Below are 15,209 nucleotides of genomic sequence, written 5' to 3'. Positions count from 1 at the left end.
AAATGTTTTTGCACCTGGGAGCCGACGTGATGATTCCCAAACAAGACATCATCGCCATCCTGGACGTGTACACGGGCTTGGTGGACCCAACCCGGGATTTCCTGAAGATGGCCCGCAGCCAGGGTCTGGTGGAGACTATCGGCGAGCCGGAAAAAGTCCGGACGTACGTCATCACCACGGACACTGTTTACCTGTCACCCATCTCCTGCGGCACGTTGAAAAAGAGAACGGGATTGGCACATCCGGGACTCATTGACTTTTAAGCAGCTTATTTATCCCCGCTCCATTTTGTGGTAAAGTCAAACAAAAGAACGGGGATAGTGAAATCAAGGAGTGAATGGTTTGGAGAAAAACGGTTCGGAGTACCGGGCCGAAGATATTCAGGTTTTGGAAGGCCTGGAGGCGGTACGCAAGCGTCCGAGCATGTATATCGGGTCCGCCGGTCCAAAGGGTTTGCACCACCTGATTTTCGAAGTGGTCGACAACAGCGTCGACGAGGCGTTGGCCGGCTTTTGCGACTACATCGAGGTGGTCATCCACGCTGACAATTCGGTGACCGTCACGGACAACGGGCGGGGCATCCCGGTGGACATCCACCCGCAGGTGGGCCGCCCGGCCCTGGAGGTGGTCCTGACCAGGCTGCATGCCGGCGGCAAATTCGGCGGCACCCAGTACAAGATCTCCGGCGGCCTGCACGGCGTCGGCGTTTCGGTGGTCAACGCCCTCTCCAGCAGGATGGAGGTGGAAGTGAAGCGGGACGGGTACCGCTACCGCCAGTATTTCGAGCGCGGTCTGCCGGCCGGGGAAATGGAGCTTTTGGACGAGGCGATTGATACCGGCACCCGGGTGACCTTTGCCCCCGACCCGGATATTTTCGAGGAAGTGGAATTTCAGTACGACGTGGTGGCCAAGAGGCTCCGCGAGCTTTCCTTCCTGAACGCCGGCGTGACCCTGGTGCTCCGTGACGAGCGGGGCATCCACGCCGGTGGGTCCGTCCGCGAGAAGGTCTACCAGTACGCCGGGGGTATCCGGGATTTCGTGCGCCACTTGAATGTGCACAAGGATGTCCTCCCGGCGGACCCGGTGTACGTCGAGGACCACAAGAACGGCGTTTTGGTGGAAGCTGCCGTTCAATACGTGGTCAACTCCGACCGGGAACTGATCTTTTCCTACGCCAACACCATTCACACCATCGACGGCGGCGCCCACGAAGCGGGGTTCAAGTCGGCGCTCACCCGCACCATCAACGATTATGCCCGCAAATACAATCTGGTGAAAAACGATTCCCTGAGTGGCGAGGACATCCGCGAGGGTTTGACGGCCGTGCTCAACGTCAAGGTGCCCGAACCGCAGTTCGAGGGCCAGACCAAAACCAAGCTCGGCAACAGCGAGGTGCGGGGCGTGGTGGACTGGGTGGTGTCCCAGCGGCTGGCCGCCTACCTGGAGGAGCACCCGTCCGAGGCCAGGCAGATCGTGCAGCGGGCGGTGGTCGCTTCCAGGGCCCGGGAGGCGGCCCGGCGGGCGCGGGAGTTGACCAAGCGCAAGAGCCTGCTGGAGAGTTCGACCCTTCCCGGCAAGCTGGCCGACTGCTCCCGGCGCGATCCCCAGCATTCCGAGTTGTACCTGGTGGAGGGGGATTCGGCCGGCGGCTCGGCGAAGCAAGGCCGGGACCGGGAGTTTCAGGCCATTTTGCCGTTGCGGGGCAAGATTTTAAACGCCGAAAAAGCCAGGCGGGACAAGCTTTTGGGCAATGAAGAAATCAGGGCGCTGATTACGGCGATCGGCACCGGGTTCGGCGAGGACTTCGACCTGGCCAAAGCCCGCTACCACCGGATTGTGATCATGACCGACGCCGACGTGGACGGTTCGCACATCCGCACCCTGCTCTTGACCTTTTTCTACCGGTACATGAAGCCGCTGATTGACGCCGGGTACGTGTACATCGCCCAGCCGCCGCTCTACAAGGTCAGCGGCAAGGGTAGAAAAAACGGCGTTTACCTGTACAACGACCAGCAGCTGGAGCAGTTTTTTCGGGAAAACGGGCGGCAGAACTGGAGCATCCAGCGTTACAAGGGCCTTGGCGAAATGAACCCGGAACAGCTCTGGGACACCACCCTGGACCCGGGAAACCGGACGATGCTCCAGGTGACCCTGGAGGACGCCCTGGCCGCCGAGCTGCTTTTGTCCACCCTGATGGGCGAACAGGTGGAGCCGCGCCGGGAATTCATTCAGCAGCACGCCCGGGAGGTCAGAAACCTTGACGTTTAATCGGGAAAGCGGAGGGGGGCGGCTGATGAGCCGTCCCGTTCTTTCCGGCGGGGACCGGGAGGCACTTCGGCAGTTGCTCCTGACCCGCTCCTTCCAGTTCGGGGAGTTCACCTTATCCTCCGGTAAGAAAAGCAGCTACTACTTTGACGGCAAGCAGGTTACGCTCCATCCTCAGGGGGCTTTGCTGACGGCCAAGGCGGTTTTGGAAAAGGTGTGGGGCAAACACGTGCAGGCCGTCGGCGGGCCGACCATCGGCGCGGACCCGATGGTCGGGGCGCTGGGAGTGGTCTGTGCGCTTGAGGGTGTCGACCTCGGGCTTTTCATCGTCCGCAAAGATCAGAAGGAACACGGCAAGTGTTCGCGCATTGAAGGCCGGAAGATAACGCCGGGAGAAAAGGTGGCCGTGATCGACGATGTCCTCACCACCGGCGCTTCCATTTTGACCGCCGTGGAAGCCGTCCGGGAAGCAGGAGGGCAGGCGGTACTGGCGGTGGTCCTGGTGGACCGCCTGGAGGGCGGGACCGAGACCCTGGAAGGACAGGGCGTTCCGGTCGCTCCCGTGTTTACGGTGCGGGATTTCGGCCTCTAAAAGGCTTGCAGTTATCCACAGAGTTATCCTCCGTATCCACAGGCCCGGAACAGCTTCGGCCGGGTAAAATCACCCCCTTTTCGGTTCAATCCGTCCCGCAACCACCAATCTTCCATAATTGGATAAAATAGGCAGCAAGGCCGAGCAGCAGGAAGCAGGTTTACGGCATCAGGCCCTGACCAAGTCCCAGGCCCAAATCCGCGGCTTGCCAGGACATGGTAAGATGATTCCAAAAAATGGTGGCCAGTCAACTGCATAAAAGCCCGGTCCGGCCGGCGCGACGGCGCAAGGCGTAAGCGTGATACGGGCATCAAAACCGGAGGCGGTGAGAAGGTTGCTGGAAATAAGCATAAGAAGGTTGAGCGCCTTCGTGGTTCTGGCCTTTGCGGCCGGAATCCTCCTGGAGCGCTGGTTGTCGCTTTCCGAGCCCGTAGCCCGGGTGGTCGGTCCGGTGGCGTCCTGGTTCGGTCCGCCGCTCCTGTGGCTTGCGGCCGGCATCCTGGCCGGGGTTGGGGGAATGATGTTCCTGCGGCGCCTGCGGGAGGCGGGCAGCCTGGACACGGTGCGCGGCCCGCGTTTCAAGCGGAACGGGGACCGCTTTTAGGGCCTCTTTTCACGGCCGAGCCATCTGGACGGCAACTCCCGGTTCAAAAACCGCTCCCGCCGCCCTTAAACCTAACCGTTTGGGTGCAGGACTTTTTTTGGTATAATGATAGTAATGGACGGGTTGCCGTAATCTGGACGGGGGAGTGAAGTGTTTGGCTGCCGACCCGGGAAAGATTGTGCCCATCGACATTAACGAAGAGCTGAAGCATTCGTACCTGGACTACGCCATGAGCGTCATCGTGGGGCGGGCGCTGCCCGACGTGCGCGACGGCTTGAAGCCCGTGCACCGCCGGATTCTATACGCGATGCAAAACCTGGGGCTGACCGCGGACAAGCCCCACCGCAAGTCGGCCTACGTGGTCGGCGAGGTGCTCTCCAAACTTCACCCCCACGGGGATGCCGCCGTGTACGACGCCTTGGTCCGGTTGGCGCAGGATTTTGCCTGCCGGTATCCCCTGGTGGACGGTCACGGGAACTTTGGTTCCATCGACGGGGACGCGGCCGCGGCCATGCGGTATACCGAGGTCCGGATGGCCCGGATCAGTCGGGAGATGCTGGCGGACATCGACAAGGAAACGGTGGATTTCATTCCGAACTACGACGGTACCGGGGAGGAGCCCGTGGTGCTGCCGTCCCGGATTCCGAACCTCCTGGTGAACGGCTCGGCCGGGATCGCCGTGGGCATGGCCACCAACATCCCGCCCCACAACCTCAAGGAAGTCATCGACGGCCTGGTGTACCTGGCGGACCATCCGGACGCCGAGCTTGAGGATTTGATGCGGTTCATCCCGGGACCGGACTTCCCGACCGGCGGGAAGATCATGGGCCGCCAGGGAATTGTGGAAGCTTACCGGACCGGGCGCGGTTCGGTCAAGATGCGCGGCCACGCCGAGTTCGAGAAAGCCGGTTCCCGGACCAGGATCGTGATCACCGCACTGCCCTACCAGGTGAACAAGGCGCGCCTGGTGGAGAAGATCGCCGCCCTGGTACGGGAGAAGAAGATTGAAGGTATTTCCGACCTGCGCGACGAGTCCGACCGCAAGGGAATGCGGGTCGTGATCGAACTGCGCCGGGAAGTCAACCCCGAGGTCACCTTGAACCTCCTTTACAAGCACACCCAACTCCAAGACAACTTCGGGGTGATCATGCTGGCCCTGGTGAACGGCCAGCCCCAGGTGCTGGCTTTAAAAGACGTACTCACCCACTACCTCGGACACCAGCGGGAAGTGATCACCCGGCGGTGCCGCTACGAACTCAATCAGGCTCAAGATCGCCTGCACATCGTCGAGGGATTGCGGATCGCGCTTACCCACCTGGACGCCGTGATCCGGACCATCCGCAAAAGCCGCGACGTGGCCGAGGCGCGCGCAAGCCTGATGACCAACTTCGGCTTGAGCGAAAAACAGGCCCAGGCCATTTTGGAGATGCGCCTGCAGCGGTTGACCGCGCTGGAACGGGATAAGCTCGAAAACGAATTCAACGAACTCCTGGCCGCTATCGAGCGCCTGGAGGCGCTGTTGGCCGACGAGTTTAAAATCCTAGCGGTCGTCAAAGAAGAGCTCTTGGCGGTGCGCGACAAGTTTGCCGATCGCCGCCGGACGGAGTTGGTGCCCGAGGACGCGGATTTCAACCCCGAGGACCTCATCCCGCAGGAAGACGCGGTGATCATCCTGACCAACGACGGGTACATCAAGCGCATGTCCCCCACGGTGTACCGCAGCCAAAGACGGGGCGGCCGGGGCATCGCCGGCGTGGAAACCAAGGTGCAGGATTTCGTCCGCCACTTGTTCGTCGGCAAGACGCACGATTACCTCCTGTTTTTCACCGAGCGCGGCAAGGTGTACCGGGTGAAAGTGTACGAGATACCGGAGGCAGGCCGGCAGGCCCGGGGGACCGCCGTGGTCAACCTGATATCGGTGGCGAACGGCGAGCGCGTGACCGCCGTCATCCCGGTGACCGAGTACACCGGGGATACCTTTTTGTTTATGGTCACCCGCAAAGGGGTCGTCAAAAAGACGGTATTGCGGGAATTCGATTCGGCGCGGCGTGACGGGCTGATCGCGCTCGACCTGGACGAGGGTGACGAACTGGTGGACGTGAAGATCACCGGCGGCCAGTCCGAGGTGCTCCTTGGGACCAGGAACGGCATGGTCATCCGTTTCCCGGAGGGCCAGGTCCGGCCCATGGGCCGCACGGCCCACGGCGTCCGCGGGATCAGCCTGCGGCCGGGCGACCTGGTGGTCGGGATGGACATCGTCGACCCGGAAGACCAACTGCTGGTGGTGAGTGCGAAAGGATTCGGCAAGGTGACGCCGGTGCGTGAGTTTCGGACCCAGTCCCGGGGCGGCTTCGGACTGATTGCCGCCCGCGTGTCCGGGCGCAACGGCCCCCTGGTGTCTTTGAGCCTGGTGGGCCGGGGTGAGGAGATCCTGATCGTCAGCAAGAGCGGGATTTTGATCCGGATGAAGATCCGGGAGATACCTCAATTCGGGCGCCAGGCCCAGGGCGTGCGCCTGATGCGTCTTGACCCGGGCGACGCGGTGGTGGCCGTGGCCTGGATTCTGCCTGAGGACGCGCCCCCGGGAGAATAAAAGCGTCTCAAAACTCTGAAACGGCCCTGACCACGGGGCCGGTTTTCATTTTTGAGGCGCGTTTGAGGCGTGCCGGGCGCTTGTTTTTCCCTGGGCGCTGGTATAAGATTAATGGCGAGAAAAGGCAGTCGGAGGCGCAAACCATGGTTGAGAAGGGTACTTGGACGGTCAAGAAGGGCCTGGCGGAGATGCTAAAAGGGGGCGTCATCATGGACGTCACCACTCCGGAGCAGGCCCGCATCGCCGAGGCGGCCGGAGCATGCGCGGTGATGGCCCTGGAGCGGGTGCCCGCGGACATCCGGGCGGCCGGCGGCATCGCCCGGATGGCGGATCCCACCGTGATCCAGAAGATCATGGAGACCGTAACCATTCCGGTGATGGCCAAGGTGCGGATCGGCCACTTCGTGGAGGCCCAGATCCTCGAAGCTCTGGGCGTGGACTATATCGACGAGAGCGAGGTGCTGACGCCGGCGGACGAGCAGTACCACATCAACAAGCACCCCTTCAAAGTGCCTTTCGTGTGCGGCTGCCGCAATCTGGGCGAGGCCTTGCGGCGCATCGCCGAGGGGGCGGCCATGATCCGGACCAAAGGCGAGCCCGGGACCGGGAACGTGGTGGAGGCCGTGCGGCACATGCGGATGGTGACGGATGAAATCCGCCGGGTGCAGTCGGCGCCGCGGGAGGAACTGGTGGCCGCCGCCCGGGAATTGGGGGCGCCGTACGAACTGGTGCTGCAGGTGGCCGAACTCGGGCGGCTTCCGGTGGTCAACTTCGCCGCCGGCGGGATCGCCACTCCCGCCGACGCGGCCCTGATGATGCAGTTGGGTTGCGACGGGATCTTCGTCGGGTCCGGGATTTTCAAGTCGGCAAACCCCGAGGCCCGCGCCCGGGCGATCGTGGCGGCGACCACCCACTACAACGATCCCCGGATCCTGGCCGACATCTCCCGCGACCTGGGCGAGGCGATGAAGGGCCTGGAGATCAGCACGATTCCGGAGCACGAGCGGATGCAGGAGCGCGGCTGGTGATGCTTAAAGTCGGGATTTTGGCGCTGCAGGGCGCCTTTCTGGAGCACGCCCGGGCGGTCGAGGCCTGCGGCGCGCTGCCCGTGGAAATACGCAAAGCCAGCCAGTTGGGGGAGTGCCGGGCGCTGGTCATTCCGGGCGGGGAGTCCACGGCCATCGGGAAACTGATGGCCGCCTTCGACCTGCTGGAGCCGGTGCGCCGGTTCGGGTGCGCAGGCCGGCCCATTTTCGGCACCTGCGCGGGGATGGTGCTGCTGGCCAAGGACATTGAAGGTTCCGGGCAGACCCGCCTGGGGCTCATGGACATCACGGTGCGGCGGAACGCGTTCGGCCGCCAGGTGGACAGCTTCGAGGCCGGCATCGACGTCCCGGTGCTGGGGCCGGAGCCGGTGCGCGGGGTGTTCATCCGGGCGCCCCAGGTGACGGTGGCGGGGCCGGGAGTGGAGACTCTGGCCTCCTTCGGCGGAAAAGCGGTGCTGGTCCGTCAGGGCCCGCTCCTGGCCGGTGCCTTTCACCCGGAGCTGACCGCCGACAGGAGGCTGCACCGGTATTTCCTTGATTTTGTAGATTAAAAGCCCTTTTCTCTTTGCGAGGGCGGGGGGTTTTTCTATTATTTTTTAAGTTTTAACGAGGAGAGAGCGGATCAATGTCAAGGAAACTGCGCCTGATGATCCCGGGTCCGACACCCGTGCCGCCCCAGGTGGCGGAAGCGATGGCCCGGCCGATGGTCGGACACCGGAGCAAGGGCTTTGCGGAGTTCACCGCGAAACTGCACGAGAAACTCCAGCGGGTGCTGCAGACCAAGAACGAGGTGTTCATTCTGACCAGCTCCGGGACCGGAGGGCTGGAGGCGGCCGTGGCCAACACGGTCAACCCGGGCGACAAAGTGCTGGCGCTGGTGGCCGGCAAGTTCGGCGAGCGTTTCCGGGACCTGGCCCGGGTCTTCGGCGCCGAGGCGGTGGAGTTGGCTTTTCCCTGGGGAAGGCCGGTGGACCTGGACACGGTGCGGGCTGCGCTGGCGGCCCATCCGGACGCAAAACTGGTGTTGGCCACCCAGAACGAAACGTCCACCGGCGTGCTGCACGACATCCGGGGCCTTGGGGCGTTGTGCCGGGACCACGGGGCGGCCCTGGCGGTGGACGCGGTCAGCGGCCTGGGGGGCGCGGACCTGCCGGCGGACGAGTGGGGCGTGGACATCCTGGTCACGGCGACCCAGAAGGCGCTGATGACCCCACCCGGTTTGGCGATGATCAGCTTAAGCCCGAAGGCGTGGGCGCTGGTGGGCGAGTGCCGGTCGCCGCGTTATTACTTCAGCCTGGAGGCGGCGAAAAAAGCGCACGCCAAGTGGAATACGGCCTATACGCCGGCCGTCTCGCTGTTCTTCGGACTGGACGCCGCCCTGGACCTGATCCTGGAGGAAGGGCTGGAGGCCGTTTTTGCCCGCCACCGGCTTCTGGGCGCGGCGGCCCGGGAGGGGGTCAAGGCCCTGGGACTGGACTTGCTGGCTCCGGAAGCGGCGGCGTCGCCGCTGGTGACGGCGGTGAAGGGTCCGGAGGGCGTGAAAGTCGACGACTTGCGCAAACTGCTGCTGGACAAGTACGGCGTGCTGTTTGCGGGCGGCCAGTCCGAGCTCAAAGGCAAGATCTTCCGGATCGCCCACATGGGCTACGTGGACCGGGTCGACGTGCTCACCGCTCTGGGGGCCCTGGAGATGGCCCTTTACGAGCTTGGCTATGAAGTCCCGCTGGGCGGCGGGGTGGCCGCGGCCCAGAGAGTGTTCCTGGGAGGTGTGCGGCAGTGAAGGTGCTGGTAACCGACAACGTGGCTCAGGACGGCGTGGACGTCCTCTTGCGGGAAGGGGTCGGGGTGGAGATCGGGAACAAGCTGACGGAGGACGAGTTGTGCGCGGTCATCCCCGAGTTTGACGGGCTCATCGTGCGCAGCGCGACCAGAGTGACGGCCCGGGTGATGGAAAGCGCGCCGAACCTGAAGGTCGTCGGGCGGGCCGGAGTGGGGGTGGACAACATCGACGTCCCCGCGGCCACCGAACGGGGGATCATCGTGGTCAACGCCCCGGAGGGGAACACGATGGCCGCCACGGAGCACACCATGGCCATGATGCTGTCCCTGGCCAGAAACCTGCCTCAGGCCGACGCGTGCTTGAAATCCGGGGTTTGGGACAAGAAGAGTTTTGTGGGCGTGGAATTGCGGAACAAATGCCTGGGCATTATCGGCCTGGGCCGGATCGGCAGCGGCGTGGCCCGCCGGGCGCACGCCATGGAGATGGACGTGGTGGCCTACGACCCGTACATCACCGAGGAAAGGGCGCGGGACCTGGGGGTGACCCTCCTGCCGCTGGCGGAGGTGTTCCGGAAAGCGGACTTCATCACCGTCCACATGCCCCTGACCAAGGAGAACCACCACCTGCTGGACGACGCTGCTTTCGCGGTCATGAAGGACGGCGTGCGGATCATCAACTGCGCCCGGGGCGGGATCGTGGACGAGGAGGCCCTTTACCGGGCGCTGGTTTCCGGCAAAGTGGCCGGCGCGGCCCTGGACGTGTTCGAAAAGGAGCCCCAGACCAAGAGCCCGCTTTTTGCGCTGCCGAACTTTATCTGCACGCCCCACCTCGGGGCGTCGACCCGAGAAGCGCAAGTATCGGTGGCGGTCGACGTGGCCGAGGAAATAGTCGCCGCCCTGCGCGGCGAACTGGTGAAAAACGCGGTGAACATCCCGTCGCTTGTGCCCGGCGTCCTCAAGGAGATCGGTCCGTACCTGGGGCTGGCCGAGAGACTGGGGCGGTTCCACGCGCAGCTTCTGGTGGGGCGCCTGAAGCGGATCGAGGTGATCTACAGCGGGGAACTGGCGCGGTTTAAACAGGTCGACCCGCTCACCACGGCCCTGGTCAAGGGGCTTTTGGACACCATTTTGCAGGAGCGGGTGAACTACGTAAACGCCCCGGTCATCGCCCGGAACCGGGGGGTTGAGATCAGCCAGACCCGCGTGGACCGGGTGGAGGACTATGCCGGCTTGCTGACCGTTAAGGTGGCGTCCAGCGAGGGGGAGCACGAACTGGCCGGCACCCTGTTCCGGGGCAACGACCCCCGGGTGGTGTTCATCGACGGGTACCGCGTGGACGCCGTGACGGAGGGACACATGCTGATCGTCCCGCACATCGACCGGCCGCGGATCATCGGCGCGGTGGGCACCCTGATCGGGCAGCACGACGTGAATATCGCCGCCATGCAGGTCGGGCGCAAGGTGATCGGCGGCCGGGCCGTGATGGTGCTCGTGATCGACTCGCCGGTGCCCCCGGAGACGCTGGAGGCGATCCGCCGGGTGGACGGGATCCTCGACGTGCGGATGGTGAGCCTGTAGATGGAGTGTGTAAACCCTTGCTGGACTTAAAGTTCATCCGGAAACACCCGGAGGCGGTGCGGGCGGCCCTGGAGAAGCGGGGGAACGGCTTCGACCTGGACCGCTTGCTGGACTTGGACGACGAGTGGCGCCGGAAGCTGTTCACGGTGGAGAGGCTCAAGAACCGCCGGAACGCGGTGTCGGAGGAAATCGCCCGCCTGAAGAAGGCCGGCGGGCCGGCCGAAGCGGTAGCGCTGATCGCGGAAATGCGGGACGTGTCCCAGCAGATCCGGGAACTGGACGGAGAAATCCGGCAGGTGGACGAAAACCTCCAGGCGCTTTTGCTCCACGTGCCGAACATCCCCCACCCGCTGGTGCCCTTCGGGCGGGCGGACACGGACAACGAAGAGGTGCGCCGCTGGGGCGGGCGGCCTGAGTTCGGGTTCGAGCCGCGCCCGCACTGGGAACTGGGGGAAGCGCTCGAGATCCTCGACTTTGCTCGCGGCGGCAAGGTGAGCGGGGCGCGTTTCAGTTTTTGCCGGGGCGCGGGCGCCCGCTTGGAACGGGCCCTGATCAATTTCATGCTGGACCTGCACACCGGGCGGCACGGATACACCGAACTCTTTCCGCCGTTTTTGGTGAACGCCCGGAGTATGACCGGCACCGGACAGTTGCCGAAGTTCGCCGCCGACATGTACAAGGTGGAAAATGAGGACTACTACCTGGTACCCACGGCCGAGGTGCCGGTCACGAACTTTCTGCGCGACGAGATTCTGGACGGGGACGCCCTGCCCCGCAAGTACGCGGCCTACAGCGCCTGCTTCCGCGCCGAGGCCGGCGCGGCCGGGCGGGACACCCGGGGCTTGATCCGCCAGCACCAGTTCAACAAGGTCGAACTGGTGAAATTCACCCGGCCGGAGGACTCCGACGACGAACTGGAAAAGCTCGTGCGCGACGCCGAGGAAGTGCTGCAGCTTTTGGGGCTTCCGTACCGGACGGTGCTTCTTTGCACCGGTGACCTGGGTTTCAGTTCCTCCCGGACCTACGACCTGGAGGTGTGGATGCCGGGACAGGGACTGTACCGGGAAATCTCCTCGTGCTCGAACTTCACCGACTTCCAGGCCCGGCGGGCGAACATCAGGTACCGCGCGCACCCGCGGGCGAGGGCCGACTTCGTGCACACCTTAAACGGCTCGGGACTGGCCGTGGGCCGAACGCTGGCGGCCGTTCTGGAGAACTTTCAGCAGGCCGACGGCACGGTGGCCGTGCCTGAGGCGCTGCGGCCGTACATGGGCGGGATGGAAAGGATCACCAGAGAATAAGTTTTGCCAACCGGTCCCCGACCCTGGATCCCGGTCTTGGAACGGGTTGGCGGCAGTGTGATTGACAACCGGATTGATGAGCCAGATTGTGTTTGAGCAGCAGGCATTGCCGGGCCGTTTCCCGCGGTCCGGCAATGCCTGTAATTTCTTGACAGGCAAAGATCAGTGGCGACACACCAGACTCGTCTAACGTTATAGTGCTCCACCCCCATTTTGAGAAGCTAAAGGCGGACGTTGACAGGCTCCGCACGGAGCTTTCTATGCTCGTCCTCGAACGGGATGAACTCCTGTACCAGGAATGCAAGAACATCGAAATGGCATATATGCTTTCCGTCGGTGGGCTTGAGTACAAAGCTTATGAGGTCGAGTGCGCTATTCTCCGGCTTAAGCGGAAATTGGAACTGATACAGGCGAAGAAAAATCGGCAGGAGAAAATCGTTCTTTCCAAAATAGAGGCCATTCTGGACTCTGAGTTTGCCGAATATCAGGCTAGGTTAAATGAGCTGGTCGACAAGCGGACCGAAGAAGAACGCGCGGCGGGTCGAGAACGGCCTGCCTGCCGGTCAGGCAGGCGGCGCCACCGTCGGCTACGAGGCCGAACTGTGGCGCATGGCCGACGCGTTGCGCGGCAGCATGGACGCCGCCGAGTACAAGCATGTGGTCCTCGGCCTCATCTTCCTCAAGTACATCTCCGACGCCTTCGAAGAGCAGCACGCCTATCTTTGCCGCGCGGTGGACGATCCCGGGGATGAGTATTTCCTCCCTCCGGGCACACGGAATCGTGCCGGCGCCATTGCGCGACTGGTCGAGGATCCGGACGAGTACCGCGCCCGCAACATCTTCTGGGTACCGCCCGAGGCGCGGTGGGCGCTCCTGAAAGCGCAGGCCAAGCAGCCCACCATCGGCCGGCTCGTGGACGACGCGATGGCCGGCATCGAACGCGACAACCCGGCGGCCTTGAAGGGCGTGCTGCCCAAGGACTACGCCCGCCCCGCGCTCGACAAGACGCGCCTCGGTCAGCTCATCGACCTTATCAGCAACATCAAGGTGGGCGACGAGGAAGCCCGCGCCAAGGACGTGCTCGGCCGCGTCTACGAATACTTTCTCTCCCGGTTCGCGAGCGCCGAGGGGCGCAAGGGCGGCGAGTTCTACACCCCCCGCGCCGTCGTCCGGCTGCTCGTCGAGATGATCGAGCCGTACAACGGGCGTGTGTACGACCCCTGCTGCGGCAGCGGCGGGATGTTCGTGCAGTCCGTGGCGTTCATCCGCGCCCACGCCACCGGCAACGGCAACGCCGGCGGCAGGGGCGGCGGGTCGCCGACCCGCCGCCCGAAGGCCGACATCTCGATCTACGGCCAGGAGTCGAACTACACCACCTGGCGGCTCGCCAAGATGAACCTCGCCATCCGCGGCATCGACGGCCAGATCGCGCACGGCGACACCTTCCACAACGACCGCCACCCCGACCTCAAGGCCGACTTCATCCTCGCCAATCCTCCGTTCAACGTCTCCGACTGGGGCGGCCAGTCCTTGCGCGACGACAAGCGCTGGAAGTACGGCGCGCCGCCCGCGGGCAACGCCAACTTCGCCTGGGTGCAGCACATCGTGCACCGCCTGGCGCCCGCGGGCGTGGCCGGCTTCGTGCTCGCCAACGGCTCGATGTCCTCGAACCAGTCCGGCGAGGGCGAGATCCGCAAGAATCTCATCGAGGCCGACCTCGTGGACTGCATGGTGGCCCTTCCCGGCCAGCTCTTCTACTCCACACAGATCCCGGCGTGCCTGTGGTTCCTCGCGCGCGACCGCAAGGACGGCAAGTTCCGCGACCGGCGCGGGCAGGTGCTCTTCATCGACGCCCGCAAGATGGGCCGCATGGTGGACCGCACGCATCGCGAACTCACCGACGAGGACATCGCCCGCATCGCCGGCACCTACCACAATTGGAGGTCAGAGGGCGGAGGGCAGAAGCTGGAATTGATGCAAGACCTTGCTCCCCAGCGCACGTTTAGCTATACCGGGTACCACGATATCCCGGGATTTTGCCGGTCGGTTTCCATTGAGGAGATTCGCAAGCACGGGCACGTCCTCACGCCGGGGCGCTACGTCGGCGCTGAGGCGCAAGCAGACGACGGCGAGCCGTTCGAGGAGAAGATGACGCGGCTCGTCACGCAACTGCGCGAGCAGCAGGCCGAGGCCGCGAGGCTCGACGCCGCCATCGCCGCCAACCTGAAGGAGCTGGGGTATGGTGGGTGAAGTGCGGGCATTCGGCGAGCTCTTCGCAGAGCGTACAAGAAACGGATTGACGCGCCCAAAGGCCGTTCGCGGAACCGGCGTGAAGATGGTAAATATGGGGGAGCTCTTCGCTTACCCGCGACTGCGTAACGCTCCCATGGATCGAGTTCCGCTGAACCAGACGGAAGCAGAGCGATTCCTTCTGAAGCCAGGTGACCTGCTATTTGCGCGGCAGTCGCTTGTGCTCAATGGCGCGGGCAAATGCTCGATCTTCTTGTGTGACGACGAGGCGGTAACATTTGAGTCGCATGTCACGCGCGTGCGACTTGATCCACGTAAGGCCGATCCGCGCTTCTACTTCTACTACCTGCAGTCGCATCACGGACGAGCTGCAGTGAGCAGCATCGTTGAGCAAGGTGCAGGTGCCGCCGGAATTCGCGGAAGCGACCTCGAATCGCTGCAGGTCCGCTGGCTACCAGTCGCCGAACAGCACGCCATTGCCCACATCCTCGGCACGCTGGACGACAAGATCGAACTGAACCGGCGGATGAGCGAGACGCTGGAAGCAATGGCGCGGGCGCTCTTCAAGTCGTGGTTCGTGGACTTCGACCCCGTCCGCGCCAAGATGGAGGGCCGCCTGCCTGCGCCGCAAAGCGGAGCGGCGCGGCAGGCAGGCTGGCGCCGGGGCGAGTCTCTCCCACGCCTGCCTGCCCACCTTCACGACCTATTCCCCGACCGCCTCGTGGACTCCGAACTCGGCGAGATTCCGGAGGGGTGGGATATGGGCACACTTGGCCATCTCTCCTCGCTGAACCCCGAAGTCTGGACGAAGGAAACCCGCCCATCCGAGATCAAATACGTCGATCTATCCAACACAAAGTGGGGACGAATCGAGGCGGTCACCACGTATTCCGCGAATCATGCACCGAGCCGAGCACAGCGAGTGCTTCGGCCGGGAGACACAATAATCGGAACCGTGCGCCCTGCAAACGGCTCCTACGCCTTCATCTCCGAGCCCAGGCTGACGGGCAGCACCGGGTTTGCTGTCCTTCGACCTGATGCAGCTAAACACGCGGAGTTCGTTTACCTCGCCGCTTGTCCCTGCCAGGATTATTTGTCAGTGATTGACGGGATAAGATGGCAGGGATAAGTAGTTGAGGGAGCGAAATGCAGAAATCAGGCCATAGACCTGGTTTTTTTATTTGTGGAGAGAAATAACCGC

The 15,209-nt window shown here is 63.7% G+C and carries 12 protein-coding genes; all 12 read left to right on the top strand.

Going from position 1 to position 15,209, the window contains the following annotated elements; translation table 11 throughout:
• Nucleotides 1–2: 2 nt before the first annotated feature.
• The gene (gene remB / locus AB1402_01490) at nucleotides 3–263 is read left to right on the top strand and encodes an extracellular matrix regulator RemB (GenBank protein MEW6540273.1); all 261 of its coding nucleotides are present in this window, start codon (nucleotides 3–5) and stop codon (nucleotides 261–263) included.
• 79 nt (nucleotides 264–342) lie between these two features.
• Nucleotides 343–2,268 carry a DNA topoisomerase (ATP-hydrolyzing) subunit B gene (gene gyrB, locus AB1402_01485; protein ID MEW6540272.1) on the top strand — a complete coding sequence of 642 codons (1,926 nt, stop codon included), beginning with the start codon at nucleotides 343–345 and terminating at the stop codon, nucleotides 2,266–2,268.
• A 25-nt stretch (nucleotides 2,269–2,293) separates the two neighbouring features.
• Nucleotides 2,294–2,857 carry an orotate phosphoribosyltransferase gene (gene pyrE / locus AB1402_01480; GenBank protein ID MEW6540271.1) on the top strand — a complete coding sequence of 188 codons (564 nt, stop codon included), beginning with the start codon at nucleotides 2,294–2,296 and terminating at the stop codon, nucleotides 2,855–2,857.
• A gap of 334 nt (nucleotides 2,858–3,191) precedes the next feature.
• Nucleotides 3,192–3,461 carry a hypothetical protein gene (locus AB1402_01475; protein MEW6540270.1) on the top strand — a complete coding sequence of 90 codons (270 nt, stop codon included), beginning with the start codon at nucleotides 3,192–3,194 and terminating at the stop codon, nucleotides 3,459–3,461.
• A 154-nt stretch (nucleotides 3,462–3,615) separates the two neighbouring features.
• Entirely contained in the window at nucleotides 3,616–6,054 is a 2,439-nt protein-coding gene (gene gyrA, locus AB1402_01470; GenBank protein MEW6540269.1) for a DNA gyrase subunit A, read from the top strand.
• A gap of 143 nt (nucleotides 6,055–6,197) precedes the next feature.
• A complete protein-coding gene (gene pdxS, locus AB1402_01465; GenBank protein ID MEW6540268.1) occupies nucleotides 6,198–7,082 on the top strand; it encodes a pyridoxal 5'-phosphate synthase lyase subunit PdxS in 885 nt (294 codons plus the stop codon).
• A complete protein-coding gene (pdxT, locus tag AB1402_01460) occupies nucleotides 7,082–7,651 on the top strand; it encodes a pyridoxal 5'-phosphate synthase glutaminase subunit PdxT (protein ID MEW6540267.1) in 570 nt (189 codons plus the stop codon). Before pdxS ends, pdxT begins: the two co-directional genes overlap by 1 nt.
• Before the next feature lie 74 nt (nucleotides 7,652–7,725).
• A complete protein-coding gene (locus AB1402_01455) occupies nucleotides 7,726–8,880 on the top strand; it encodes an alanine--glyoxylate aminotransferase family protein (protein ID MEW6540266.1) in 1,155 nt (384 codons plus the stop codon).
• A complete protein-coding gene (gene serA / locus AB1402_01450) occupies nucleotides 8,877–10,457 on the top strand; it encodes a phosphoglycerate dehydrogenase (protein ID MEW6540265.1) in 1,581 nt (526 codons plus the stop codon). Before AB1402_01455 ends, serA begins: the two co-directional genes overlap by 4 nt.
• Nucleotides 10,458–10,474: 17 nt before the next feature.
• On the top strand, nucleotides 10,475–11,758 hold the full coding sequence (gene serS / locus AB1402_01445; GenBank protein ID MEW6540264.1) for a serine--tRNA ligase: 1,284 nt from the start codon (nucleotides 10,475–10,477) through the stop codon (nucleotides 11,756–11,758).
• Nucleotides 11,759–12,256: 498 nt separating this feature from the next.
• A complete protein-coding gene (locus AB1402_01440; protein ID MEW6540263.1) occupies nucleotides 12,257–14,008 on the top strand; it encodes a class I SAM-dependent DNA methyltransferase in 1,752 nt (583 codons plus the stop codon).
• Nucleotides 14,001–15,137 carry a restriction endonuclease subunit S gene (locus AB1402_01435; protein ID MEW6540262.1) on the top strand — a complete coding sequence of 379 codons (1,137 nt, stop codon included), beginning with the start codon at nucleotides 14,001–14,003 and terminating at the stop codon, nucleotides 15,135–15,137. The genes AB1402_01440 and AB1402_01435 overlap by 8 nt, the downstream gene beginning before the upstream one ends.
• Nucleotides 15,138–15,209 lie beyond the last annotated feature (72 nt).

This window comes from Bacillota bacterium (genome assembly GCA_040757205.1).
Taxonomy (GTDB): domain Bacteria; phylum Bacillota; class Desulfotomaculia; order Desulfotomaculales; family Desulforudaceae; genus Desulforudis.
This window is presented reverse-complemented; position numbering and strand designations above follow the sequence as displayed.

What these genes read in the sequence shown, in the direction of transcription:
- AB1402_01455 (MEW6540266.1), top strand. Translation starts at nt 7,726, where the DNA reads ATGTCAAGGAAACTGCGCCTGATGATCCCGGGTCCGACACCCGTGCCG.
- pdxS (MEW6540268.1), top strand. Translation starts at nt 6,198, where the DNA reads ATGGTTGAGAAGGGTACTTGGACGGTCAAGAAGGGCCTGGCGGAGATG.
- pdxT (MEW6540267.1), top strand. Translation starts at nt 7,082, where the DNA reads ATGCTTAAAGTCGGGATTTTGGCGCTGCAGGGCGCCTTTCTGGAGCAC.
- remB (MEW6540273.1), top strand. Translation starts at nt 3, where the DNA reads ATGTTTTTGCACCTGGGAGCCGACGTGATGATTCCCAAACAAGACATC.
- pyrE (MEW6540271.1), top strand. Translation starts at nt 2,294, where the DNA reads ATGAGCCGTCCCGTTCTTTCCGGCGGGGACCGGGAGGCACTTCGGCAG.
- AB1402_01440 (MEW6540263.1), top strand. Translation starts at nt 12,257, where the DNA reads ATGAGCTGGTCGACAAGCGGACCGAAGAAGAACGCGCGGCGGGTCGAG.